Origin of the sequence: Iodobacter ciconiae (assembly GCF_003952345.1) — a bacterium.
Classification (GTDB): domain Bacteria; phylum Pseudomonadota; class Gammaproteobacteria; order Burkholderiales; family Chitinibacteraceae; genus Iodobacter; species Iodobacter ciconiae.
Map to the genome: position 1 here is coordinate 60,238 of NZ_CP034433.1, position 24,405 is coordinate 84,642.

General features: G+C 48.8%; 22 protein-coding genes. 10 read left to right on the forward strand and 12 right to left on the reverse strand.

Annotated elements, in window-relative coordinates:
• Positions 1–373 precede the first annotated feature (373 nt).
• Positions 374–3,094, forward strand: coding sequence for an ImpA family metalloprotease (locus EJO50_RS00275; RefSeq protein ID WP_125971034.1), 2,721 nt, complete (start codon positions 374–376; stop codon positions 3,092–3,094).
• Positions 3,095–3,111: 17 nt separating this feature from the next.
• Here the strand turns inward: EJO50_RS00275 and EJO50_RS00280 are convergent, their stop codons facing one another.
• The 3 genes from EJO50_RS00280 to EJO50_RS00290 all read right to left on the reverse strand — a co-directional run bounded on the left by EJO50_RS00280 (position 3,112) and on the right by EJO50_RS00290 (position 4,595).
• Positions 3,112–3,435: a type 2 periplasmic-binding domain-containing protein gene (locus tag EJO50_RS00280; RefSeq protein ID WP_125971035.1), complete on the reverse strand. Its 324-nt coding sequence runs from the start codon at positions 3,433–3,435 to the stop codon at positions 3,112–3,114.
• A gap of 38 nt (positions 3,436–3,473) precedes the next feature.
• Positions 3,474–3,782, reverse strand: coding sequence for a putative quinol monooxygenase (locus EJO50_RS00285; protein WP_164521386.1), 309 nt, complete (start codon positions 3,780–3,782; stop codon positions 3,474–3,476).
• 126 nt (positions 3,783–3,908) lie between these two features.
• Positions 3,909–4,595, reverse strand: a complete 687-nt coding sequence (locus EJO50_RS00290) for a type 1 glutamine amidotransferase domain-containing protein (protein WP_125971037.1) — start codon at positions 4,593–4,595, stop codon at positions 3,909–3,911.
• Between the two features lie 185 nt (positions 4,596–4,780).
• Here EJO50_RS00290 and EJO50_RS00295 point away from each other — a divergent pair, with 185 nt between their 5' ends.
• The 6 genes from EJO50_RS00295 (at position 4,781) to EJO50_RS00320 (ending at position 14,521) form a co-directional block, all read left to right on the forward strand.
• Positions 4,781–5,692 carry an AraC family transcriptional regulator gene (locus EJO50_RS00295; protein ID WP_125971038.1) on the forward strand — a complete coding sequence of 304 codons (912 nt, stop codon included), beginning with the start codon at positions 4,781–4,783 and terminating at the stop codon, positions 5,690–5,692.
• Positions 5,693–6,114: 422 nt separating this feature from the next.
• Positions 6,115–7,725: an NAD(P)/FAD-dependent oxidoreductase gene (locus EJO50_RS00300; RefSeq protein WP_125971039.1), complete on the forward strand. Its 1,611-nt coding sequence runs from the start codon at positions 6,115–6,117 to the stop codon at positions 7,723–7,725.
• A gap of 218 nt (positions 7,726–7,943) precedes the next feature.
• Positions 7,944–9,212: a glucose-1-phosphate adenylyltransferase gene (gene glgC, locus EJO50_RS00305; RefSeq protein ID WP_125971040.1), complete on the forward strand. Its 1,269-nt coding sequence runs from the start codon at positions 7,944–7,946 to the stop codon at positions 9,210–9,212.
• Between the two features lie 291 nt (positions 9,213–9,503).
• Positions 9,504–10,940: a glycogen synthase GlgA gene (glgA, locus tag EJO50_RS00310; RefSeq protein ID WP_125971041.1), complete on the forward strand. Its 1,437-nt coding sequence runs from the start codon at positions 9,504–9,506 to the stop codon at positions 10,938–10,940.
• A 360-nt stretch (positions 10,941–11,300) separates the two neighbouring features.
• Complete coding sequence (locus EJO50_RS00315; RefSeq protein WP_125971042.1) at positions 11,301–13,748, forward strand: glycogen/starch/alpha-glucan phosphorylase; 2,448 nt, start codon at positions 11,301–11,303, stop codon at positions 13,746–13,748.
• A 224-nt stretch (positions 13,749–13,972) separates the two neighbouring features.
• On the forward strand, positions 13,973–14,521 hold the full coding sequence (locus EJO50_RS00320) for an NUDIX domain-containing protein (protein WP_125971043.1): 549 nt from the start codon (positions 13,973–13,975) through the stop codon (positions 14,519–14,521).
• 36 nt (positions 14,522–14,557) lie between these two features.
• On the opposite strand, the gene EJO50_RS00325 is transcribed toward EJO50_RS00320, so the two are convergent.
• The 6 genes from EJO50_RS00325 to EJO50_RS00355 form a co-directional block, all read right to left on the reverse strand.
• The gene (locus EJO50_RS00325; protein ID WP_125971044.1) at positions 14,558–15,238 is read right to left on the reverse strand and encodes a hypothetical protein; all 681 of its coding nucleotides are present in this window, start codon (positions 15,236–15,238) and stop codon (positions 14,558–14,560) included.
• Between the two features lie 203 nt (positions 15,239–15,441).
• On the reverse strand, positions 15,442–16,791 hold the full coding sequence (locus EJO50_RS00335) for a KAP family P-loop NTPase fold protein (protein WP_125971045.1): 1,350 nt from the start codon (positions 16,789–16,791) through the stop codon (positions 15,442–15,444).
• A gap of 49 nt (positions 16,792–16,840) precedes the next feature.
• Positions 16,841–17,260: a type VII toxin-antitoxin system HepT family RNase toxin gene (hepT, locus tag EJO50_RS00340; RefSeq protein WP_125971046.1), complete on the reverse strand. Its 420-nt coding sequence runs from the start codon at positions 17,258–17,260 to the stop codon at positions 16,841–16,843.
• On the reverse strand, positions 17,250–17,663 hold the full coding sequence (gene mntA / locus EJO50_RS00345) for a type VII toxin-antitoxin system MntA family adenylyltransferase antitoxin (protein WP_125971047.1): 414 nt from the start codon (positions 17,661–17,663) through the stop codon (positions 17,250–17,252). The genes hepT and mntA overlap by 11 nt, the downstream gene beginning before the upstream one ends.
• A gap of 19 nt (positions 17,664–17,682) precedes the next feature.
• Entirely contained in the window at positions 17,683–18,555 is an 873-nt protein-coding gene (gene ubiA, locus EJO50_RS00350; protein WP_125971048.1) for a 4-hydroxybenzoate octaprenyltransferase, read from the reverse strand.
• 99 nt (positions 18,556–18,654) lie between these two features.
• The gene (locus EJO50_RS00355; RefSeq protein WP_125971049.1) at positions 18,655–19,194 is read right to left on the reverse strand and encodes a chorismate--pyruvate lyase family protein; all 540 of its coding nucleotides are present in this window, start codon (positions 19,192–19,194) and stop codon (positions 18,655–18,657) included.
• A 123-nt stretch (positions 19,195–19,317) separates the two neighbouring features.
• Between EJO50_RS00355 and EJO50_RS00360 the strand changes: the two genes are divergently transcribed.
• Complete coding sequence (locus EJO50_RS00360; protein ID WP_125971050.1) at positions 19,318–19,854, forward strand: transporter substrate-binding domain-containing protein; 537 nt, start codon at positions 19,318–19,320, stop codon at positions 19,852–19,854.
• A gap of 244 nt (positions 19,855–20,098) precedes the next feature.
• A complete protein-coding gene (locus EJO50_RS00365) occupies positions 20,099–20,587 on the forward strand; it encodes a GNAT family N-acetyltransferase (RefSeq protein ID WP_233702127.1) in 489 nt (162 codons plus the stop codon).
• A gap of 194 nt (positions 20,588–20,781) precedes the next feature.
• Here the strand turns inward: EJO50_RS00365 and EJO50_RS00370 are convergent, their stop codons facing one another.
• From EJO50_RS00370 to EJO50_RS00380, 3 genes are all read right to left on the reverse strand, one after another.
• The gene (locus EJO50_RS00370; protein ID WP_125971052.1) at positions 20,782–21,999 is read right to left on the reverse strand and encodes a sensor histidine kinase; all 1,218 of its coding nucleotides are present in this window, start codon (positions 21,997–21,999) and stop codon (positions 20,782–20,784) included.
• Between the two features lie 497 nt (positions 22,000–22,496).
• Positions 22,497–23,183 (reverse strand): response regulator, encoded by a 687-nt coding sequence (locus EJO50_RS00375; protein WP_125971053.1) that lies wholly within the window; start codon positions 23,181–23,183, stop codon positions 22,497–22,499.
• An 87-nt stretch (positions 23,184–23,270) separates the two neighbouring features.
• Positions 23,271–23,774, reverse strand: a complete 504-nt coding sequence (locus tag EJO50_RS00380) for a Spy/CpxP family protein refolding chaperone (protein WP_125971054.1) — start codon at positions 23,772–23,774, stop codon at positions 23,271–23,273.
• 205 nt (positions 23,775–23,979) lie between these two features.
• Here EJO50_RS00380 and EJO50_RS00385 point away from each other — a divergent pair, with 205 nt between their 5' ends.
• A complete protein-coding gene (locus EJO50_RS00385; protein WP_125971055.1) occupies positions 23,980–24,360 on the forward strand; it encodes a Rid family detoxifying hydrolase in 381 nt (126 codons plus the stop codon).
• Positions 24,361–24,405: the final 45 nt, after the last annotated feature.

Here is a 24,405-nt window from a genome sequence, read left to right on the forward strand (position 1 = left end):
ATTAAAACTTCAAAAAATATCACCTATTTAGTGTCAACTCAGAATCTGTTGATATTTGATTCGCAGCTGAGCCGAGTCGAACAACAGCCAAGCATAGGGTGTGCAAAGTGTAATTGATTGTAATTACCAAGACACATAGTGCAGTAAAGGCTGTTTTTGGCTTAGCTCTGAAGTGGTTCTCTCAACATAACTGATGGTTGAATGTCAATAGGTGTCGCCGTTTGGGGGCGTTTTATATCCTGTATTGCTACAAACACCAATGTCATATATTAATCGTGCTTGATAATATTATGAATATCTAATGTACCTGCTCGCCTCCGTTCTTGCCAGCTGGAGTGAATGATGCAGTTTTTAATGAGGTATTTATCTTTTGATGAAATATAAATCTTTTCTGAGCATGTTAACGCTTTGCATGCTCGCTGCCTGTGGTGGCAGCTCCGATCCGTCGGCTACAGATCCGTCTACTTTAGATGAGGTTATCAGCAGTAATGATGCAAATTTAATAGCGTCTGCGGTGAAAGCTGGCAGTACAGCAGGCCTCAGTGCTCCACATCGCGAGCTTTTATTACAGCAGGCTTTAACGCTGGCTAAGCGTTACCAGCAGCAGCAAAATGCCACGTTAAGTGATATCTATGGTGGTGCCGATCTTGATCTGACGTTTAATTTAGGTAAAAACAGCAATTCAATTAGCCCGGGTTTGTCAACAATGGCTGTGCCTTTGATCCTGTCGGATGAGGGCCGTGGTCTGGCGGTGATCAGCCAGTATGGCAAGGGGCGCAGCCTGGCATATGGGGCGGATGTTCTGGCCTGGATGGCTGATCAATCAAGAGAAAACCAGCATTTTCCCATTTTTAACCGTGCGTTTAACTGGGTTGTAACGGGTAAAGCGGCCGGGCCACTGCCCGCCACGATTAAATTTGCGACGGCAGGCTACGATGCCAAGAGTGTGACTAAACTGCTGGCTCGTCTGGGCAAAACACCGCAAGCTTTAACCTGTGATTTTTCTGTCAGCAACAATAGCTGCTGGCAAGATGCCGATGTGCTGTTTTTTGGTGCAGGGGTGAAAGATAGTGCAGAGCTGGGTGGGCAGGTTCGCAAATATCTGGAAAGCGGCAAAGCAATAATCTATATGCATCCAAGCTGGGGGGATTCGGTAGGTGGGCGTAAAGTTTTGCAGGCCCTGGGTATGGAGTTGGGGGGCTATGGCGGGAATTTCTTTGCGAGCGTAGCGGGAATGTCGGTGGGTAGCCAGCGTACATTGAGCGAGGTACTTAAGCAGGGTGAAAGGCTGGTGCCGTTGATACAAGCCATTCAGCAGATGGGCAGCAGTAGCTTAAGTCTTGATTTAAGCAAAGATACATCGTCTGCAGATGCAATTACGGTGATTCACAAAGAGTTAGAAAACTTGCAGAGCACGGGGGGCGAGGTGTTTGCAGAGCCTGCGGCAGACCTTCATCAGCTGCTGGTCTTGTGGGCTGATTTATACCGCCCGGATATTGAATACGGAAAAATCAACCGCACTACCCAGCCTGCCGAGTTTTTGCGTACCTATGCTTCTGATTCATGGCTGGCCTTTAATCGGGTCAGCACAACGGTTGCACGTGCGGGGCAGGGTGATTTTATGCCGCAGCTTGCGCAGCAATTACCGGTAAGCAGTAGTGCCGAAACGATTGAAGTGACCATTGCTCAGGCTGATGGCGTAACGGCAATCGGCCGCGCTGCCGTGCCTGGTAAGCCGGTTTATATCGAAGTGCTGGCAGGCAATGGCAAGCTGGCTGTGCAAAGTAATTATCTGCGCACCTGGGGCAATCCGCTGACTGATGCTGTGAGCGAAGGCTATAAGCGGCCACGTCATCCTCAGTCGTTCAGATTTCCTCTTAAAGCGAGTGGGGAAACAGTACTGGTTACACCTTTTGGTGGCCCGCTTTACTTAAACTATGCAGGTGCTACAGCAGGCCAAAGTGTGACGCTAAAGATTCGCGGCGCAGCTAAGTACTCACATTTTGATTTTACCAAGGCGCAAAGTGACGCGGATATCGATGAGGCGGTTGCCGCTTTAAAACGCAAGGATTTTGGCTGGCAAACTGCTAAGTTTGTAGGTGGAGAGATTCAGCAGACTATCAATTATGCGAATCAGGCGATGGGTACTCTGGACCCCAAAGTCTATATCGTTGATCAAATCAAAGGCATGCTGTTCGATTCCAATCATATTGCAAACGGCTATAGCAATATGCCGATGTCGGCCAATGTTGCCGCCTTCTGTGCGTCTGCGGGCTGGACATGTGGCGGACCAATCCATCGTGCACCGGGCGTGCAGCATTTTGTGGGCTGGATCTCGGCATGTGGCTATTTGTGTTCGGGTAATCCTTCGGATGGCTTTGCCGGTATCAGCGGTACAGGCTGGGGGCATGCTCATGAGCTGGGCCATAACACGGTGCAGCGTGTGATGCATATTGAGCTAAATGGTAAAGGTTGCTTAGTTGAGTGTGATAACAACATCCTGGCTAGCACTCATATGATGCGTCAGTATGGCCTTACAGGGTTGGACAACGGGCATCTCACCGATCACCCTGCTCTTTACCAGTATATTGTACAAAACCGGCAAAATGGCCTGAGTGGTGAAGCACAGCGTGCTGATATGGAAAAACGCCTTTGGGGGGGAGATTCGCAAGATCCCATGCGGGCGGTGCATTTCCAGCTGGCCTTTCTTTTCAGTAAATACCGGGCCAAGGAATCTGTGCCAAGTATGCAAGCCAGCATGGATTACTTTACCCTGCTGACGAAGGCAGATCGCTTAGTAAGCAAGGAGTGGGAGGCTGGTAATAAATATGGCATGAGTCGTTATGCGAATAACACCATCAATAATCATGAGTTAATTTATGTCATTAGCTCCAAAATCATCGGGCAGGATGTGCGCAAAATCTTTGCCATGTATGGTTTGCCTTTAAGCCAGACTGCACTTGATTCGGTGGCTGATCTTAAGCTGCCAGTTGCTTCAGAGCAGTTTTATGCGCTGGCCCAGAAGAAATTCAATCAGGTCTCTAGCGGGCAATGGCTGGATTTATCGGCAGCAACGCCAGCCTATCCTCAATAAACTGCGCATGCCACAGTTTAAAGCCCACGCATAAGCGTGGGCTTTAAACTGGCGGAGACTATGCCAATGCCTTGGCCAGATAATCTACAAAGCTGGCCATTCTGGGGACAGCGTGCCTTGTTTATAAACGAGCCGCCCAGATCGTTTGCTTCGACGGCAGGGATATCGCTCAGTACAGCTTGCAGCTGGCCCGCTTGTAGATGCTTATCAATCAGAAAATGAGCCAGGCAAGCAATGCCGGCACCATTGAGTGTCAGGTGACGTAGTGCTCTGCCGCTGGATGCTCTGATTGCAGGGCTGATTACCCGCCCGCAGCCTCCGGTTTTAGAGCGTAGGTGCATTGGTCGTTGTTGGCCCGGCACAGCGTTAAGTCAGGGGTTTAGTGGCCAGAACGGTCTGTTAATAGGCTGGTCATGATGGTAACTGAGGGCTGTCTGGCCAGTTTGTCCGAGATTATCTGACGATAGTTTTGATAGTGGGGTGAAGCCTGATGGGCGCTAATAGACTCGGCGTCCTTGTATTCTTCAAACACGTGCAAGAGGGTCGGCTGCTCTGCTGACTGAAGCAGCTGATAGTGCAGGCATCCCGGCTCCTGGCGGCTGGAAACCGCCATGTTCCGTAGTACGGCGCGAACTTCTTCTACTGTGTGCGGCAGGCTTTCGAGTGTCGCAAAAATATACATGCTCATAGTGTGTGGCCTGTGTTTGTTACTGTTGCTGGGGGGGGGGCTAACGGGCCCGACCATCCGCCACAGTTTCGGCGGGAAGGCCGGGTTTTTTTAGGGTGCAATACCTGCACCCTGTTTCCCACTGGTTTATGCGCGGGCGATGGCTTTGATCAGCAGATCGGCAACGGCCCCTCCGGAGGCTGGGTTCTGCCCCGTGATGACGCGCTGGTCTTCCACGGCAAATGTAGCCCACGGCTCATCGGCTTTCACATAGCTGGCGCCGCGCTTAACTATTTCGTCCTCGGTCATGAATGGCACATACTGGTCGAGCTGTGCCTGTTGCTCTTCTTCATTAGAAAAGCCGGTAATTTTCTTATCCTTAATCAGCAGCGTCCCATCGGAGAGTGCGATGTTCAGTAGCCCTGCTGCGCCATGACAAACTGATGAGACATATCCGCCCGCTTCATAAATTTTGCGGCTAAGATCTTGGAAATCCTTATTATCGGGAAAGTCCCACATCACACCATGGCCACCTACAAAGTAAATGGCTACGTAGTCGTCAGCAGTCACATCACTGGGTTTTAGTGTTGTACCCAGGCGGTTCATGAAATCGCGGTTGTGGTACCACTCCCAGTCAATGGTTTCTGCCAGAGCCAAACTGTGCGGATCGATCGGTGTATACCCGCCATTGGGTGTCACAAAGTCTACCTTGAAGCCGGTTTTCTCTACTTTTGCGACAAAATGCACGACTTCACCGAGCCATATACCGGTTGCACGTGTGATATTCGGATATTTTTCCGTGGTCGTCATTACAACGAGAATTTTCTTGGTCATCACAATTTCCTTTGGTCTGTGCGACGTTTGTCGCGATAACGACATTAAAGCGCTAATCTTTATTGCCAGGAATGCCTAAAGATTGCACTTACTTGCCTAATTGTATTTTCCACCATAGGAATTGGATTGATAATAATTGATTTCCGTTACACTCTTTGCATTCAGTTAGCTTAATCCTTGTTGCCATGCCTATTACCAGCTCACGTATCGCTCGTCAGATTTTGTCCCTTACTCCTCATAATGGGCATATTCCATCCGGACTGGATGGTGTCACCCTTATGCGGGCCAATGCCACGGTGGCACCTACACCTGTTTTGCAGGAGCCGACTATCGTGATTATGGGGCAGGGACTTAAGCGGGGCTATTTGGGTGATGAAGTATTTCACTATCAGCCGGGTCAGTATCTGATTGTGGCTGTTCCCATGCATTTCAATTGCGATACGGTTGTGTGCGGAGATGGCCCCATGCTGGCTTTGGCTGTTCGGGTGGATATGTCAACGATAAGTGAACTGCTATCAAAAATGAATCTGAGTACGATGCCTGGTATTGATGCACCCAAACGCGGGATGGTTGTGGCAGATCTGGACGATGCGATGAACGATACGGTTTATCGCCTGTTGCAGGCACTGGCTTCACCAGACGAGGTGCGGGTGCTGGGGCCTCAATTGGTACGGGAGCTGCACTATCGCGTATTGCAAGGAGCTGGTGGTGAGTGTTTGCGGGCCCTGCTTGCCTGGCATGGCCGCTATGGCTCAATTTATCGGGCTTGCGAGCATATTAGAGTTAATTACTCTCAGGATCTGGATATTGCTACGCTGGCTCGTGAAGCGGCTATGAGTCCATCCGTGTTTCACCAGTCGTTTAAAACGGTGACGGGAAACTCCCCCATCCAGTATCTCAAGGCCATTCGGCTTCACCGTGCGCGCGAGCTGATTCTCTACGCTGGTAAAGGGGTAGCACAAGCGGCCTATGCGGTGGGCTATGTCAGCGCATCACAGTTTAGCCGTGAGTTTAAGCGACTTTTTGCTTACTCCCCGACAGAAGCAACTTGCCATATCGGGGAGCACGCAGCGGTGCATTTGTTGTCGCCCGGTTAAAGCTGGCAATGCTCGGCTGCAGTTCAGGTTTTTTTGTGCGGTTGTCTTCTGGAAAAGATATCGTTATTAACTCGGTCTGAACAGGTTTGGCAGCCGGTCATGACCATCTGGATGCTGTGTGGGCGCATAACAGTAAGGCAATTTTGAAAAGTGCTTTTTTCAGGCAGAAGAGCTGCTTAAAATCAGTGTTAGCTAAAGCTCTGTACTTAAAAGATTTTGCTTTTTTAGTCCGCTGAGCGTCTTGGCGGGCAACTGGCGGGGTTATTTGCGCTGCCATAGTTCTGCACGCTTTGCAGAAAACCGGCAAAATGACAGGTTAAACCTAGGTAGTGCGGCTTTATTTGATGATTTTAGGTGATGTTCCTGTTCAAAATAATCAAATCAAACGCGCTACGCGCACCTTAGAATTTCGGAAAGACAGCATGTTAAGAATAAACGAAGTAAAACTACCCCTTGATCATTCGGCAGACGAGTTAAAACAGGCACTGCTCAAGCGCCTTGCTGTACCTGAGAGTGATCTGATTAGCTTCACCATCTTTAAGCGCAGCTACGATGCACGCAAACGTGCGGCCATCTTACTGATCTACTCCCTGGATGCAGACGTCAGAAACGAAGCGGCGGTGCTCAAACGCTTGAAAGCCGATCGCCACATCATGGTATCCCCGGATATTGAATACCAATATGTAGGCCACGCGCCGGAAGGATTAACTGATCGCCCGGTTGTGATTGGCACTGGTCCCTGTGGTCTGTTTGCTGGTTTATTGCTGGCACAAATGGGGTTTAAGCCGATTATTTTAGAGCGCGGTAAGGCCGTGCGTGAGCGCACTAAAGACACCTGGGGCTTATGGCGCAAGGGTGAGCTAAATCCCGAGTCGAATGTGCAATACGGTGAAGGCGGCGCGGGTACGTTTTCTGACGGTAAGCTTTACAGCCAGATTAAAGACCCGAAGCATCTTGGGCATAAAGTTTTACAAGAGTTTGTAAAGGCAGGCGCGCCAGACGAGATTATGTACGTCAGTAAACCCCATATCGGAACGTTTCGTTTAGTCAGCATGGTTGAAAGCATGCGTGCCAATATTATTGAGCTGGGCGGTGAAGTGCGCTTTTCCAGTAAGGTAGAGCAGCTGATCCTGAAGAACGGTCAGGTTGAAGGCGTAGAGCTGGCTGGTGGCGAAAAAATCCACTCCGGGCATGTGGTGCTGGCCATTGGCCATAGCGCGCGTGATACTTTTTACAAGTTATTCGAGCAGGGCGTGTATATGGAGGCCAAGCCGTTTTCGCTTGGCTTTAGGGTGGAACACCCGCAAACTTTAATTGATGCTGCCCGCTTTGGCCCAAGTGCCGGCCATCCGATTCTGGGCGCGGCAGATTACAAACTGGTGCACCACGCCAGCAATGGCCGCTCGGTGTATAGCTTTTGTATGTGTCCGGGTGGCACGGTGGTGGCGGCAGCTTCCGAGCCGGGCCGGGTCGTCACTAATGGCATGAGCCAATATTCGCGCAATGAGCGTAATGCCAATGCGGCGATTGTGGTGGGGATTACGCCGGAAGAAGATTTCCCTGGCCATCCGCTGGCAGGGATCGAGCTGCAGCGTAAGTGGGAAAGTAAGGCTTTTGAGGCGGGCGGCAGCACTTATCAGGCGCCAGTACAAAAGGTGGGCGATTTTCTGAAAGGCAAGCCTTCTACCGAGTTTGGTTCGGTGGTGCCTTCTTATACGCCTGGCGTGCATTTAACTGACTTAGCCGATTGTCTGCCTGAATATGCCATTACCGCAATTCGCGAAGCGATGCCAGCGTTTGATAAGCAAATTAAAGGCTTTGGTATGAGTGATGCGCTGTTTACTGGCGTAGAAACCCGCACCTCCTCGCCTGTGCGCATCAAGCGTGATAACAGCACGCTGCAAAGCATCAACACCAAAGGCTTATTTCCTGCGGGCGAGGGCGCTGGCTACGCAGGCGGGATTTTATCGGCCGGTGTAGACGGCATTAAAATCGCCGAAGCGGTGGCTTTGAGTATTTTGAATGCCCGCTAATATCCGATAGGCTCTGTGGTGTTTTTTCCCCTCGTCCCATGAGGAAGCGGGGAAAGTATTTCTATTTATATGAGTGAAATCATCGCGTTTAAAAATATCTGATCACTTAATTAGCACCTACTGGGCTGCTGATTTGTCTGATTACAAATCTTTCTCAGAAATTGCCCCCAGGCTTGCTTAATATCTATAGAGGTAGTTTTATCTATGGGAGTGGTGAGATGGAAGCAATTGATAAGCTGGTTTTAGCCCGCCAGCTCCCTAATCAGGCAGTCGCACTGGTGCTGGCAGGCGGCCGGGGCTCACGTTTAAAAGATTTAACCAATCATCGCGCCAAGCCCGCAGTGCATTTTGGGGGTAAATACCGGATTATTGATTTTGCCCTGTCCAATTGCCTTAATTCTGGCATTCGCCGCATTGGCGTGATTACCCAATATAAATCGCATAGCTTATTACGGCATTTACAGCGTGGCTGGTCTTTTTTGCGTAATGAAATGAATGAATTTATTGATTTATTACCTGCCCAGCAAAGAGTGGATGAAGAGCACTGGTATCGTGGCACTGCCGATGCGGTATTTCAAAATTTGGACATTATCCGCAGCTATAAAGCGCAATATGTGCTGATTCTGGCGGGGGACCATATTTATAAAATGGATTATTCCCGCATGCTGCTTGACCATGTAGAAAACGATGCCGCCTGCACGATTGCCTGTATTGAAGTGGACAGAGTAGAAGCCTCTGCCTTTGGCGTGATGGCGGTGGATGAAAATCGAAAAATCACCGCTTTTATTGAAAAACCGACCGATCCGCCAGCCATGCCTAATAAAAGCGATAAGGCTTTGGCATCAATGGGCGTATATGTTTTTAATGCCGATTATATTAATCGCATGCTGGCTGAAGATCTGGCCGATGAAGAATCTTCCCACGATTTTGGTAAAGATATTATTCCGCGCATTGTGGCCGAAGGCCGTGCGCTGGCTCATCCATTTAGTGCATCTTGTGTTTCCAGTGACTTAGGTGCACTACCTTACTGGCGTGATGTAGGCACGGTCGATGCTTATTGGGAAGCCAATTTAGATCTGGCATCTGTCGTGCCGGACCTGGATATTTACGATAAAAACTGGCCGATCTGGACGCATCAGGAGCAGCTTTCCCCGGCTAAATTTGTGCAGGATATTAACGGCAGCCACGGTATGACATTAAATTCACTGGTCTCTGGCGGCTGTATTGTTTCTGGCTCTTTAGTCAATAACTCGGTGCTATTTTCCAAAGTACGTTTGCATTCTTTTTGTGCCATTGATTCGGCGGTGATCCTGCCATCCGTTACTGTGGGGCGCTCTAGCCGCCTGCGCCGCTGCGTGATCGACCGCGGCTGCCAAATCCCTGAAGGCACGGTGATTGGCGAGGATCGAAGCAAAGACGAAAAGCGCTTTTATTGCTCCGAAGGCGGCGTAGTGCTGGTTACAAGGGAAATGCTGGCGAAGCTGTGATAAAACCCAAACCTTGAACCACGGAGGGCACAGAGAACATGGAGTCTCACGGAGAAAACCTGATACGTCCTATTTTTGAAATAGCGCCATTTTCGCTGAATTTCTGATAAAAACACTCGGGATCACGGCTTGCCTTGTTTGTGTTGATTTCTAGCCAAAGCCTAAAGTGGACATATCACCTTTGAATCGTTTGGCTTTCTCTGTGTCCTCAGTGTTCTCTGTGGTTCAAGATTTGGGTTTGGGGGCTTTTGTGTTTACGAAGTTTGCTAAAACCAACAAAGGTAGCCGTCTATGCGCGTGTTACATGTTTGTGCCGAGTTGTTTCCGCTATTAAAAACCGGTGGGCTGGCCGATGTGGCGGGGGCTTTGCCGCTGGCGCTGGCGCCTTTGGGCTGTGATGTGCGTGTGCTCTTGCCGGGTTTTCCGGCCATCTTGGCGGGGCTGGATATTGATGGTGAAGTGGCGGCGGTGAATAGCATGGCGGGGCCTGTCCGTGTGTTATTCGGTCATACCGCCAGCGGTATTGCCGTGTATGTGATTGATGCGCCACATTGCTTTGATCGCCCCGGCAGCCCTTATCTGGATGTAGGCCAGCAGCCTTATAGCGATAATCATCTGCGTTTTGCGCTGCTTGGCTGGGTGGCTGCACGGCTTGCCAGCGGGCAGGACCCTTTCTGGCGGGCAGAGCTGGTGCATGCCCACGATTGGCATGCGGGCCTTGTGCCTGCTTATTTAGTAGCTGCGGGTCGGCCTGCAAAAAGCGTGTTTACCGTGCACAACTTAGCTTATCAGGGCGTGTTTCCTGCCTCGGCTTTTGCCAGCTTAGGATTGCCGCCACAATTTTTTACGCTGGAAGGGCTGGAGTTTCACGGCAAGATTTCCTTTATGAAAGCCGGGCTGTATTTTTGCGACCATATCAGCACTGTATCTCCGCGCTACGCCAGCGAAATCACCCATGATGAGCAGGGCTGCGGCTTAGATGGCCTGCTTCGAACCCGCAAAGCCGATCTGAGTGGCATCTTAAATGGCGTAGACGATCAGATCTGGAACCCGAATCTTGATCCGCTGATTATTGCCCATTACAGCGTGGAAAAAATGCAGGGTAAGGCCAAATGCAAGCTGGATATGCAAATACGCATGGGTTTAGATCAAAACAGCGAACAGCCGCTGTTTGCCGTAGTTAGCCGTCTTACCGAGCAAAAAGGGCTGCATCTGGTGCTGGCTGCGCTGGATGAAATCACCCGTCGTGGCGGGCAGTTTGTGCTGTTAGGTGGGGGTGACACGGCCTTGGAAGATGCATTTAAAGCTGCTGCCGCAGCCAACCCTGCGCAAATTGCCGTGCAAATCGGTTACGACGAAGATTGCTCGCACCGCATCATGGCCGCCGCCGATGTACTGCTCGTGCCCAGCCGCTTTGAGCCCTGCGGCCTTACTCAGCTTTACGCCCTGAAATACGGCACGCTGCCCTTGGTACGCAGAGTCGGTGGTCTGGCCGATACGGTAGTTGATTGCAGCTTAGAAAACTTAGAAGACGCCAGCGCCACCGGCTTTGTCTTTGACGACTTTAATGTAGCGGCCCTCACCCGCGCACTAAGACGCGCGTTTATCCTCTGGCAACGTCCAAAAGACTGGAAATCCACCCGCCGCAGTGCTATGCAGGCCGATTTTGGCTGGAGTGCGGCGGCTGCGCAGTATGTGGCTTTGTATGAGAGATTAATGGCTGAATAAGGTGATTCCGCTGGCTCTGACAAAACCCAAATCTTGAGCCACAGAGGTCACGGAGAAAGCTGTCACTTCTTGAAGCACGCCGAAGCGAGGAATAAGCAGCTCAGGGGTTCGGAAAAAGGGTAGGGTTTGCTCCCGGGCAGCCTTTTTCGCCGAACTGATTATCTGCAGTGAGGGGCCTTCGTGCTTTTGGAGTTGCGGTTTTGCTTGCTTTCTTGGCCGTTCAAGAAAGTGAGTCTTTGTGGGGACGCCGCACCAAAATCAATGTGCCGAAGGCACTAAAAAAAAGCAAGCACTGCGTAATTATTAGTTAATAAAACATGTCAGCAACGGCAGTCAGTGTTTTTAACAAAGGAGCACCCCATGACGGTGTCTTTTGAATACGATTCCCCTGGTAATGACAGTGATGCTTTAAAGCATGCTATTGCTAATAAACTGGTGTTTTTTATTGGAAAAGATCCAATTGTGGCGCTGCCTAAAGATTGGTTAAATGCGACTTTTCTGGCTGTGCGGGATCGTTTAGTGGAGCGCTGGATGCGCACCACGCGGGCGCAGTATTCTCAGGATTTAAAGCGGGTTTATTATTTATCGATGGAGTTTTTAATTGGCCGTGCTTTATCGAATGCGCTATTGGCATTGGAATTGTTTGAGCCGGTAAAAGCGGCGCTGGATGAAATGGGTGTTGATTTAAATGAGATTCTGGATTACGAGCCCGATGCGGCTTTAGGTAATGGGGGATTGGGGCGTCTGGCGGCGTGCTTTTTAGATTCAATGGCCACCATGGGGGTGCCGGGTTTTGCTTATGGTATTCGCTATGATTTTGGGATGTTTAAGCAGCGTATTATGGATGGCCAGCAGGTTGAAGCGCCTGATACCTGGTTGTCTGCTTTAAATGTATGGGAGTTTCCCAGAGATGAAGTGCAATATGTGGTGCAATTTGGCGGGCGAATAGAAACTACAGGCAATACAGCTCATTGGCTCGATACGCAGGATGTATTGGCGATGGCCTATGATTATATTATTCCCGGTTATCAAACTACTGCCACCAATACACTACGGCTTTGGTCGGCGAGAGCATCACGCAGTATTAATTTACATATGTTTAATCAGGGGGATTATTTTGCTGCGGTAGAAGAAAAAAATCATAGCGAGAATGTCTCCAGAGTTTTATATCCTGATGATTCTACCCAGCATGGCAAAGAGTTAAGATTGCGGCAAGAGTATTTTTTTGTTTCGGCATCTTTACAGGATATTGTGCATCGCTATTTGTTTATGCATGAAGATTTTACTCAGCTGAGTGATAAAGTCGCTATTCATTTAAATGATACGCATCCTGTATTGGCTGTGCCAGAATTAATGCGGATATTAATGGATGAGCATCACCTGGATTGGGATAGTGCCTGGGGATATACACAGAATATTTTTTCATACACCAATCATACTTTAATGAGTGAAGCGCTGGAAACATGGCCGGTGGAGATGTTTGCACATTGGCTGCCCCGGCATTTGAAGATTATTTTTGATATTAACGAGCGATTTTTAAGTGATATAAAGCGGCGCTTTGCGGGAGATACTGATTTAATTCGCCGTGTGTCTCTGGTAGATGAAGCGGGTGAGCGCAAAATTCGTATGGCTTATATTGCCGTGGTGGCCAGCTATAAAGTAAACGGCGTTTCGGCGCTGCATTCCCAATTAATGAAATCAACCATCTTTGCCGATTTTGCACGAATTTACCCGGAGCGCTTTACCAATGTAACCAATGGTATTACACCAAGGCGCTGGCTGGCTCAGGCTAACCGGCCTTTGGCAGCTTTAATTGATGAGAAAATTGGCAAAACATGGCGGGTTAATTTGGATGAATTGGCCGAATTAAAGCCACTGGTTGAGAATGAAGATTTTATTGCCAATATGATATTAGCTAAACGGGTTAATAAAGAGCGCCTGGTCTATTATATTGCCACACATTTAGGTGGCATTGTTTCAGCTGATGCTTTATTTGATATACAGGTTAAACGAATTCATGAGTATAAGCGGCAGTTGCTTAATTTGCTACATGTGATTTCCCGATATAACTTTATTATAAAAAACCCGGATGTTGCCATTGTACCCAGAGTAGTCATCTTTGCCGGGAAGGCTGCATCAGCTTATAAGATAGCTAAATTATTAATTCATCTGATTAATGATGTAGGAACAAAAATTAATCATGATGAGCGCATTGGCGATAAGCTTAAAGTGGTTTTTATTCCTAATTACAGTGTTAGCTTGGCAGAAATTATTATTCCTGCTGCAGATTTATCCGAGCAAATTTCTACTGCAGGTACAGAAGCTTCCGGCACAGGAAATATGAAATTTGCATTAAATGCTGCATTAACAATTGGCACGTTAGATGGTGCCAATATCGAGATTGGCCAGGCAGTAGGGGCTGATAATATTTTTATATTTGGCAATAATAGTGATGATGTGCAGCGCCTGCGGCAAGGATCATATAATCCCCGGGCTATTTACGAGGCAGATCCGGTATTGCATGAGGTTTTAAATCAAATAGGATCAGGTTTTTTTAGCCCGGAAGAACCTGAGCGTTATCGGGTTATTTTTGATTTGCTGGTTAATTGGGGGGATCATTATCAATTACTGGCAGATTTTGCAGATTATATAAAAGTGCAGAGTAAAGTGGACGCATTATATTTAAATCCATTGGAATGGCATAAAAAAGCACTGCTCAATGTGGCCGGAATGGGGCGCTTTTCGTCAGATCGCAGCATCAGTGAATATGCGCGTAAAATATGGCATAGCAGCAGCGTGAAATTGTAATTGCGCTATGGCTAGAACATCTCGCCTCTTGGGCTAAACCTTGATCCACAGAGTTCACAGGGAATAAATTGAATCTATTTCCTCTGTGAAACTCCGTGCACTCTGTGTTCTCTGTGATTCAAGGTTTTGCTCCCTTAGCTTTAAACAGAAACATTTTTGTGATCAGATATAGCCTTGCTTTTTTCTGCCACAGAACTTTTTAATTATTAAAACACTGGGAATCCATGCAAAAAGATCAACATTTAATCGAAGAAAAAATCAGTAGCGAGCGGGTGTTTGATGGCAAGCTATTGCATATTAACCGCGATATCGTGTGCTTGCCCGATGGCAGTCAGGCCACGCGTGAGTACGTGATTCACCCCGGTGCAGTGATGATTATTCCGGTGTTGCCTGACGGTAAGCTCTTGATGGAGCGGCAATATCGCTATCCTATGCATCGTGTGTATCTGGAGTTCCCTGCTGGTAAGCTGGATGCGGGTGAAGATGCGCTGGCTTGCGGCAAGCGCGAGCTCTTGGAAGAAACCGGCTACACCGCGCAAAAATGGCAAAAACTAGGCGTTCATCACCCGATTATCAGCTACACCAATGAAGAAATTCATCTTTACCTGGCGCAAAACTTAACCGCAGGCACGCCGCAGCTCGATGAAGGCGAGTTTGTAGAATGCGTGGCGGTCAGCCTTGATGATCTGATTGCCGGTGTGCTGGATGGCTCGATTACCGATGGTAAAACGGTTGCCGGGATTTTCTGGGCAGAGAAGATGTTGCGTGGCTGATTAAAACTAGAGCTTGCAGGCAAGCTCTAGTTAAAGTTATTGCTTGCTATAAAGGCCCTGCGGCATGGCTTTTGGATCGCTGATGCGCAGGCCTTTGTCTTCTATTTTAAACTGCAATTTTTCAAAGGCCGAGGGTCTGGCCTGGCTTTCGTCTTTGTTGGCAAAAGCGGCAACCCGGTCTTTTTTACGCTCGGCAGGAATCACAAACCACTGCCAGTCTTTTTTGCTTTTTACTCCCCGTAAACCTGCCCGAGCCCATTCTTCACTTGCTGGCATATTGACGATGGCCTCGCCATTGGCCGCATTAACTGCCGTCAGCGTTTTGCCTGATTTGCTTTCAAATTTGACTTCAACGCCTGGCGTAGGCCCAACACTGGGTACGCCCACAATGGCAACCCAAATGCCTGCTGTTGCAGGTTTACGGATGCGCATTTCATCTTCGGTAAATAGGCGAAATTCAGGGTTTTCATTGGGCGGTGTGGAGAGCAGTAAAACGCTGCCCTTATCCACTTGCCAAGTGCCTTGAGCGTATTTATCGACCGAGCCATAACTCAACATCCACTGAAATTTACCATCTTTACTGAGTAATAATTCAGAGCCTACTTCATGTGCGCCTTGTAAGTAATAATGGCCGGGTAAGCTTTCTGCTGCTTTACTCTCTGCAAAAGCACCGTGAGCCAGACAGCTGAACATAAGTGTTGTGATGATCGTTTTCAAGGCCGTATTTCCTTGTAGGCGGGGTGAACAGGCTATAGAGCGCCTGCTGGCAGATCAAAGATCTATAGCTTAAGCCAATAATCCAGCACCAGTCCGATAAAGATCACAGCGCCGACGCGGTTATTGCTTAAAAAAGCTTTAAAGCAATTGGCGGGATTGCGGGCCATGATTTAATTTGACGGGGTATCTAATGAGGTGTCCAGTTAATTTTCAATTTGAAAGTCAATTTGTTGCATAAGGTAGTGCATTAAGCCGTCCATATTTAAATCTAACGTATGAAGTATATCCTGCAAATGTGAAAAGCTATGCTGCTGAGCATTACCATCATGATATTGGTGCCAAGCCTCGAATTCAGTAAACATACTTCTTGGGTTGTTGCCATTTGTGCAGAATTTATTGTGCGCCATGGCTAGTGGTATTTGGGCATCACGATGAGCTTGAATATCGTTATGGGATAGCCGACGGTAAAGATCCGGCTGGGTGACTTTTAGCGTGATGATATAGGCAAGGTGTGCTGATAGCTGCACGTTTGGGTATGCAAAAGAAAAAAGGGCTATACATTTTTGTATGTCCCGCAATGAAATTTTTTGACCTTCTGCAAGCTTACTAAGTGTTTTGATAAAAGGTTGTATTTTTATATTGCTTCTATCAAATTTGAATTTATCAATTTCTTTTTCAATAAAATATTTGTAATAAGACCCTAATTGGTGAATTGAGCTTGAATTTGCTTGGGGTAGTTTAAAAAAGAAATTAACAAATTTACCTAAATACTGCGCCGCATCGGTTTCATTACCATAAACGCCTTTCACTGCTTTTTGTAATTGATCGCGGTTGAGTAGCAATACAAATACAATATTGGGTACATTAAAAAAGTGCTTCAAGCGCTCAACTAGCCTTACTGCAAAAGTAGGTTTGCAGCGGTCTAATTCGTCAATAAAAATAATGATGGGTTTGTCTTGTGCTGCGGCTAGCTGACTAAGCTGCTCCCGAAATTGGGCTAAAGTTTCTTTTTCTTTGCTGTAACTATCAAATTTATCTTCCAGCCATTTTTCTGCGGCATCAGCGCCTGATTCTTGTAGCTCTTCACCTGCTTTGCCAATTGTATCCTCAAAGCTACTTAGATTTGCTGTCCCCAGTGCCATTCTGCCTAATGCGTTGATTGTGAGTTTTGCCGCTGTGGGTAATAAGGTTTTGCAAATGGCCAACATTGTTTTTTTTAATTCATCTTTTGTATTTTTTTGCGTAGCGAATGCTTCATTTAGCTCGGCAGCGATGAGTAAAAAGGGGTCATCAATATAGTCTTGTGCAAAGGCATCGATTTCAATCACAGTATGGTCAGCATCGCGCAGTTGCTTGGCCCAGTTTTTTCCAAACCAACTTTTACCATCTCCCCATTGAGCATCAATTGCTAAAACGGCACCATCACGTAAACGATCTAAATAGTTTGTTAGCTTGCTTGCAAGTGCTTTCCGATTGAGCAAGTCATTGGTAAAAGCATCACCTGTTGCGTAGTCGTCCCGAGGCGTTGATAAGTTAGGCATAGTTTGGTTCATGCGGCAATCTCTGTTAGGGCGGCAATTGATGAAATGGGTAAGTTGCTATTTAGCTTTGCGCATCTTTAAGCAATAAAGCTTGGCTGTACTGCGTAAATTCACCTAAATGTTGGGTGATGATCATGACGGTAATGGGCAGCTGTAAGGTTTGGTAGTCGTGGACGGCAATATTGCGAAAGCCGACCATTTTTTTGAGGCTATCGGCCAAGCTTGGTTTGATCCAATCAGCTTGTGCGAGGAGTTCGAATACATCGCGGGCGCTTTGGGGTACGCCAAGGCGTTCGCGGCGAATTAAATGCTGGCCCATATCTAGCGCGGCTTCACAGGCTCTTTGCACATTTAAAATGGCGGCATCTTGCCGAGTAAAATCGATAGCAAAACTGCTTGGGTCTTTGTCATATTCTTCGCGGGCCCGTGCAACGCAACGCTCAATGGTAGCGGCTTTATTGATGAGTACATCATCTGCCATATATGGTTCCCCTTTGATCGATATCTTCTAAAAGGCCCGAACGGGCCGTATCTAAAGCGGTTTTTTCGCTCAGAATAAAACTCTCGTAAAGCTTTGCTTGAGAATCCGCTGCCCATAAGCAGCGCCCATCACTAATAATTTGATACTGCATAACGGTTGATGCTTGGCGTAAATCGATTAAATCGACGTCTTTATCCAGCATCATTGCTAATTCTTGCGCCAAATTCCATAGCGTGGTCGCTTCTGCCGATCCCGCTAGTAATACGGCTAAATCAATATCACTAGCAGCATGGGCATCCCCCTTTGCTTGGCTACCAAATAGATAGATCGCTAATAAATGGGGTAGGGCTGATTGTAGTTTTGCTAATAGTTTATTGAGATCCGTAATTAAAAGGGTTTTCATTGTATGCTCGGCTCCTATCTTAGATTGGCGATTGGCTAAGCCAATAATCCAGTACCAGTCCGATAAAGATCACAGCGCCGACGCGGTTATTGCTTAAAAAAGCTTTAAAGCAATCGGCGGGATTGCGGGCCATGATCTGGTTGTATTGCTGTGCAATCAGGCCGCTGGCAATTAGTAGCGAGATAAAATAAATCACGCCGCGCTGACTCTCTAATCCCAGCCATGCCATCAGGGCGATAAAGCCTGCAAAGCACAGCATGACGGCGATAACGTCAAAGCGGCCAAAGGTGATGGCCGAGGTTTTAATGCCGATTTTTAAATCGTCAGGCCGATCGACCATGGCGTATTCGGTATCGTAAGCGATGGTCCATAAAATATTGGCCAGCAATAAAATCCAGGCAAAGGCGGGCACATCGCCGGTTTGGGCCGCAAAAGCCATGGGAATACCAAAGCCAAAGGCAATGCCCAGATAGGCTTGTGGCAAGGCCAGAAAACGCTTGGTCAGCGGGTAAGTGCCCGCCAGAAATACCGCGGGGATAGATAGCAATAGCGTCAGCCGGTTTAAAGGCAGCACCAGCAAAAATGCGGCGAGTGCCAGCCCTGCTGCTAGCAGAAGGGCTTCTTTGGGCTTTATTTCACCAGAAACCAGGGGCCGTGCGTGGGTGCGCTCGACATGGCCGTCAATATCCCGATCGCAATAATCATTGATCACGCAGCCTGCGGCGCGCATTAGAAAGGTGCCCAGGCAAAAAATCAGCAATAGCACAGGATCGGGGTGGCCGTTACTGGCAAACCATAATCCCCATAGTGTTGGCCAGAGGAGTAATAAAGTGCCGATGGGTTTGTCGATGCGCATCAGGCGGGCGAAAGCAGGAATACGGGATAGCATCATAGAGTGAGTGAGCTTCGGAAAAGGTGCGCTTACTTTGCTGATGGAAAGCACTGGCGTCAAGGTTTATGGTAGTGCAGGCCAGATGAGAGCCATTGTCTTTTAGGCAATAGGACCAGAAGGGAGTGCTGATAGTGCGGGTAAAAATACTTCGGTGACCAGCAGCCTGTCGTGGCCTGCATAAAATGTCGAGCGTCTTGCCCATAGCCTTTGTGGTAATGCTCCGACTGCGGTCTGTGCTTTTTGCCATAGGGGGTGGCGCTGATCAATACAGCACCAGCTTAAGTTAGAGCGGCGGATGGTGGGGTCGGCAAAGAGTAAAGCGCCCAAGGGGCGGCTGCCGGTGCGGCCAAACAAGTGAAATCCTCTGCGTAGTGCCGCACTGGTGGTAATGCTGTGGGCGTAAACCAGCGGGATTTGTTTACTTTGTAACAGCACTTCACGGCAGGCTATTTGCGCTTTGTTCAGGCAATGGGCCTCATCTGCATGGGCTTTTTGCCAGCCTTGGAATAATATTTTTACCGATATCTCCGGAAAATTAGCCATCAGCATGGCGGTCAGAGAGCCGCGTTCGGTAAGCCAGGGGTGTAAAGCTCGGGGAGCAAGGCAGAGCGGGGTGCGCCAGTATTGCGGCAAAGACATAAAAATGGCCAGGATGAGCAGAGGCTAGATTATAAGCAGTGTCAGCTTGCTTGTGTGCTTGCAGATGATTCGTTTATGCGATCAGCAACAGGAGTTCTGGCCCTTTGCTGCTAAGCTGGAAAAATGAATAAAGCGAAGCTTCTTGTAACCGGCTTTTTGGCAAGCTTGCCCATGATGGCTGTGCAGGCTGGAATAATGCTGCGTATCGGGGTAAACCAGCAGTCATCCGTGCCTTATATCATGGGGGATAATCTGCAGCTGCAGGCTTTGCCGGGAATTGCAATCGAGCAACTTCGTGCTGCAGCTACATATTGCGGTGCTTCCCCTGAAATTGAACGTTATCCCTCGCTGCGCTTATTAAATAATTTAAAAATAAATTTAATTCAGGGCGTGCTAATGCTCTCTTATTCAGAGGAGCGTGCCTCTTTTGCTGCCTATCCTATGCTTGATGAATTGCCCGATCATAGTCAGCGTTTAACCACACTGAGTCATGTTTTTTTTGTGAATCAGAAATCAACGCTGGTTTGGGATGGTAAGGTGCTTTCCGGTTTACAAGGTAAAGTCGGGGTGAATACGGGCTGGTCGGTTATTAAAGATCTGGGAGATTTAAATATCCCTTATGAAGTCGCGCAAGTGTTGAAAATAACTTTGCTAAATTAAATGTGGATCGTATTGATGCCTATGCTACGCAGCGAAATATAGCGGATGCTTTTTTAGAGCAGAATAAAAAATTAAAAATGCGGCTTTTGGAGCCTGATATCAGTGCCAAAGATTACTTTTTAGTTTTTAGTAAATCTTTTTATACTGAGCAACCCAAACTGGCAGCCTGTATCTGGAAAAATATAGGGGATGAGCGTGACCGGTTTTTAAAAAAACGAATTCCTGTTTATTTACGCGAGAAATAATGAATATTGTTGCAATGACTCCCGAATTATTCACCCGGTTCTGGCCGGTATTTTCTGCAATTATTCAGGCAGAAGAAACCTATGCATTTGATCCTTGTTTGAATGAGCAGCAGGCATTTGATCTGTGGTGTACCTTGCCTGTTGAAACCTATGCTGCGGTAGAAAATAACACTGTGCTGGGCAGCTACTTTATTAAAGCCAATGCCAGTGGTCCGGGCGCACATGTAAGTAATTGCGGCTATATGGTGGCAGACGCAGCCAGAGGCAAAGGCGCAGCCAAAGTGCTATGCCAGCATTCAAAACAGCGGGCACTAGCCATGCAATTTAATGCGGTGGTTTCAAGTAACACCGTGGCTGTGGCGCTGTGGCAAAAGCTGGGTTTTGAAGTAATCGGCAGGGTGCCTAAAGCCTACCGGCATAAGCAGCTGGGCTTTGTAGATACGCTGGTAATGTATCAGTGGCTGGCTGCAGATGAAAGTGTGGCCTGATTTGCAAGAGGGACAGGCTTTTAAGCAAGCATTCTGAGGCTGAAGATATTTCACAAAACGCAGCAAGCACAAATCACAAAAGCTCATCACAGAGGGCGTTGTTTGGTAGTAACGGCTGCCTCTGTGATGCTCGGTGTTTTTTGTGGTTTAAAGTTTAGCACCCGCTCAGAACAGGCTGAAGGCGGGGGATCGCCTTAAATTTTTCTTTTCAAACTAACCTTAAAACAACTCCCCCCGCCTGCAGGCGTTTGATATTCAACCCTCCCGCCATGATGCTCGGCAATCCGTTTTACCAGCGCTAGCCCCAGGCCATGGCCGCCTTTGCCTTCGGGCGTGCCGGGCGGGCGGTAAAAGGGCTCGAAGATACGCGGCTGTGCGGCGGCAGCAATACCTTCGCCCTGATCACAAATGTAAAGCTGCACCCGATCCGTCTCAGGGGCAATACGGATGCTTAATGGTGCTGCGCCATAGCGCCTGGCGTTTTCCAGTAGATTTCGGATAAGGCGTTTTAAGAGTCTCGGGTCTGCTTCGATCTCGGTATCGGGGCCTTCTACGCTGGCCTGGTAGGGCGCAGCTTCAATCTGGCATAACGCAAGTAAATCCAGACGCTGGGTTTGCAGGCTATCCGGTCTTGCATCAAGGCGGCTCATCAGCAGGATTTCTTCGACTAATTCATTAAGTTCGCTAATATTCTGGCTCAGCTCTTTCTGTAAATGGGCAGGGGCATGATCGCCAAGCAAGGTGGCGGCCATTTGCAGGCGGGCCAGCGGCGAGCGTAATTCGTGCGAGGCGTGGGCGAGCAGGTTTTTATGTGCGTTTAGCAGCTCGGCAATTTGCCCGGCGGCGTGGTTAAAGCGAATCGACAGCCGGGACACTTCGTCTTTGCCATATACAGGCAAGCGCGCAGAAAAATTTCCTTCACCCAGAGCATCAAGCTGATTGGCGAGGGCTTCCAGGCGGCGGCTGAGTTTGCGTGTCAGTGGAATTGCTGCAACGGCAATAGCCAGTGCCAGCATGGCAAAGCCTGCCAGTAAGCCGGGGTTTTTTTCCCGATGGGCTGGGCGGCCAACCAGAATCAGGCGCTGGTCAGGCAGACGTAATTGAAAAATGCGCGGCTTACCCTGTTTTAATTCTAAAGGCTCGCCTACGCTGGCAATCATTTGCCCGTTTGCTGCATAAAGGCTGATGGGGATATCGAATTCCTGAGTTAGCCGGGTAAAGGCCTCGGCTTGTGCGGCGATGGCCTGATCGGCAGGCGGCAGCGCCACAGCCAGCAAATTGGCTGTGCCGTGGATTAAACGTCGGGGAGGCGGGTCGTCATGCCATTGATAAAGCAGCCCAGCCAGAAGCGCAAATAACACCAGGCTGCCGACAACGGTAAAGTAAATCTGCCAGTAAAGCTTATGCCGCACGGTGAGTCCTTTTTAGGGTGATATTTGATCCAGGGCTGATAAATCCCTATACGTGCCAACCAAATTGTTTTTTTAGCAAACAGCGAAAAAGCATAATAACTACGTTCTTTGCATAGGGCTTCAAAGTCCCCTTGAAACACGCCGGAGCGAGGAACAAGCGGGGCGGGGGATCGCTTGGGAGCGAGGTACGAGCCAATCCCGCCCGCCGCCATCTCGATTGTCCGTAGTGCAGGAGCTTTCGTGTTTCGCGGGGTCGCCTTCTTTGGTTTCGTTTCTTGGCAAAGCAAGAAAGGAAGGCCCTGAGGTGGTTACCGCTACAAAATCACGTGCCGAAGGCACTAAAGATCTTTTTGATTTTGCGTAGCGCCTATGGGGTGCAACCCGCGAGCGATGCTGAAAAAACGCGGGTTTCACCCGCCCTATGATGATTCAACCCTTGTACGGCAGCATCTGGGTAAGTTGATAGGTTTGGGTTTATCCACAGAGTGGCGCAGCCATTAATCATCCGTTTTAGCAAAAACATAACCCACGCTGCGCACGGTGATGATGCGTTTGGGGGCTTTGGAGTCGTCCCCCAGCGCGGCGCGTAGTTTGGAGATGTGTACGTCGATGCTGCGGTCAAAGGCTTCCAGCGTTTCACCGCGTACCTGATCCAGAATCTGCTCGCGGCTCAGTACTTTACCGGCGTGGCGGGCGAGGCAAAGTAGTAAATCAAACTGGTAGCTGGTGATGCTGCATGCTTGCCCGGCCACGAGTACGCTGCGGGCGTCGGCGTCGATTTCTATATTGCCAAAGGTGAGCGGGCTGCTGCTCTCTGTGCTGTGTTGGCGGCGCAGTATGGCACGTAAGCGGGCGAGTAACTCTCTGGCATCAAAGGGTTTGGCAAGGTAGTCGTCGGCGCCTAATTCCAGCCCCACAATCCGGTCGGTCACATCGCCTCTGGCGGTGAGCATTAGAATAGGCAGCGCCTGGGTCTGGCGAATCTGCCGGCATAAATCAAGGCCGTCTGCGTCGGGCAGCATTAAATCCAGGATCAGCGCATCAAAGCTGCGGCTGGCAAGCGCTGCCAAGCCCCGTTTACCATCGTGTGCCACTTCCACCGCAAAGCCTTGCTGCCGTAAATACTCAGCCAGCATGGCGGTAAGTCGTTCATCGTCGTCGATCAGTAAGAGCTGTCTGGACATGCGATCCCTGTTTTGTTGATGGCATAGGAGTGGTTTCAGCCACGATGTGATCTGTGGCTGAGATGATGCTTATGACCAGAAGCCTGCTTAGCCGCGATTACGGCCTTTTCTGTCCATTTTTTCTATCAGTTTAAGCCTTTGCTCCGGAGTCAGAATTTTACTGGCTTCGGCGAGAATGGCGGTTAGTTTACGGGATGATTCATCCATCGTCTTGATTTTGGCAGCACGTAGTGTTTCTAGCTGAGCGGCATCAACAGTGGTCTGGCTTAAGGCTTTACGCAGCTCATCATGGTTGTTTCGCATGGTTTCATGTTGCGCTTTCATTTCCTTGGAGGCTTGCTCGGCAAGCTGATTGAGCTGGACTTTTTGCGCATCTGTTGCGCCGACTTCCTGCAATGCTTTATCCAGGCGGCTCTGCATCATTTTGTGCATTTGCTCCGGATTGCCGCGGCGCATACCCGGGCCGTCACCACAATGGCCTGGTGCAGCTGCGTAGGCGATACCACCTAAAGAAAGCCCCATTACCGCAATGATAGCTGCACGGCGTTTCATATGGTGATGTTGAAATTTGGTTTTAAGTGCGTTGAACATGGTGATTTCCTCTGAGATAGTTTGGTTTTGCAAGATGACTTGCAACAACTGCACAATAGCTGCCTGAGGTAAAGCATCTGTGTTGTTTGTGTAAAGTTATGTGTAGTGGAGGCGCGCGCATGGGGGTAAGCTTCACTTAAGCCCCGCTGTCTGGGGTGTTATCATTGTCAGCATTGATTTTTACTCATTTTAAAGGACACTTTTTATGAAAGACCTGAATACCAGCAATGCCCCTGCCGCTATCGGCCCTTACGTACAAGCCAAAGATATTGGTCAGCTGGTTTTCACTTCTGGTCAATTGCCTATTGACCCGGCTACGGGTGAAATGCCGGCAGCTGCAGGCGCGCAGGCAACTCAGTGCCTGGCTAATGTGGCAGCAATCTTGCTGGAAGCGGGCTTGAACGCATCAAATATCATCAAAACGACAGTCTTTGTAAAAGACTTAAACCATTTTGGCGAAGTGAATGAAGCGTATAGCCGTTTTTTTGAAGGTACCGGCAGCTATCCTGCCCGCAGCTGTGTAGAAGTTGCGCGCCTGCCTAAAGATGCAATGGTTGAAATCGAAGTGATTGCGCTGCGAGCTTAAGGTTTTTGCCTGCTAAAAGTATGTACAGCATGGGCAAGGCAGTTT

Bases quoted from the DNA above. Each gene is read 5' to 3' on its own strand.
- EJO50_RS00275 (WP_125971034.1), top strand. From the start codon at position 374: ATGAAATATAAATCTTTTCTGAGCATGTTAACGCTTTGCATGCTCGCT.
- EJO50_RS00280 (WP_125971035.1), bottom strand. From the start codon at position 3,435: ATGCACCTACGCTCTAAAACCGGAGGCTGCGGGCGGGTAATCAGCCCT.
- EJO50_RS00285 (WP_164521386.1), bottom strand. From the start codon at position 3,782: ATGAGCATGTATATTTTTGCGACACTCGAAAGCCTGCCGCACACAGTA.
- EJO50_RS00290 (WP_125971037.1), bottom strand. From the start codon at position 4,595: ATGACCAAGAAAATTCTCGTTGTAATGACGACCACGGAAAAATATCCG.
- EJO50_RS00295 (WP_125971038.1), top strand. From the start codon at position 4,781: ATGCCTATTACCAGCTCACGTATCGCTCGTCAGATTTTGTCCCTTACT.
- EJO50_RS00300 (WP_125971039.1), top strand. From the start codon at position 6,115: ATGTTAAGAATAAACGAAGTAAAACTACCCCTTGATCATTCGGCAGAC.
- glgC (WP_125971040.1), top strand. From the start codon at position 7,944: ATGGAAGCAATTGATAAGCTGGTTTTAGCCCGCCAGCTCCCTAATCAG.
- glgA (WP_125971041.1), top strand. From the start codon at position 9,504: ATGCGCGTGTTACATGTTTGTGCCGAGTTGTTTCCGCTATTAAAAACC.
- EJO50_RS00315 (WP_125971042.1), top strand. From the start codon at position 11,301: ATGACGGTGTCTTTTGAATACGATTCCCCTGGTAATGACAGTGATGCT.
- EJO50_RS00320 (WP_125971043.1), top strand. From the start codon at position 13,973: ATGCAAAAAGATCAACATTTAATCGAAGAAAAAATCAGTAGCGAGCGG.
- EJO50_RS00335 (WP_125971045.1), bottom strand. From the start codon at position 16,791: ATGAACCAAACTATGCCTAACTTATCAACGCCTCGGGACGACTACGCA.
- hepT (WP_125971046.1), bottom strand. From the start codon at position 17,260: ATGGCAGATGATGTACTCATCAATAAAGCCGCTACCATTGAGCGTTGC.
- mntA (WP_125971047.1), bottom strand. From the start codon at position 17,663: ATGAAAACCCTTTTAATTACGGATCTCAATAAACTATTAGCAAAACTA.
- ubiA (WP_125971048.1), bottom strand. From the start codon at position 18,555: ATGATGCTATCCCGTATTCCTGCTTTCGCCCGCCTGATGCGCATCGAC.
- EJO50_RS00355 (WP_125971049.1), bottom strand. From the start codon at position 19,194: ATGTCTTTGCCGCAATACTGGCGCACCCCGCTCTGCCTTGCTCCCCGA.
- EJO50_RS00360 (WP_125971050.1), top strand. From the start codon at position 19,318: ATGAATAAAGCGAAGCTTCTTGTAACCGGCTTTTTGGCAAGCTTGCCC.
- EJO50_RS00365 (WP_233702127.1), top strand. From the start codon at position 20,099: ATGAATATTGTTGCAATGACTCCCGAATTATTCACCCGGTTCTGGCCG.
- EJO50_RS00375 (WP_125971053.1), bottom strand. From the start codon at position 23,183: ATGTCCAGACAGCTCTTACTGATCGACGACGATGAACGACTTACCGCC.
- EJO50_RS00380 (WP_125971054.1), bottom strand. From the start codon at position 23,774: ATGTTCAACGCACTTAAAACCAAATTTCAACATCACCATATGAAACGC.
- EJO50_RS00385 (WP_125971055.1), top strand. From the start codon at position 23,980: ATGAAAGACCTGAATACCAGCAATGCCCCTGCCGCTATCGGCCCTTAC.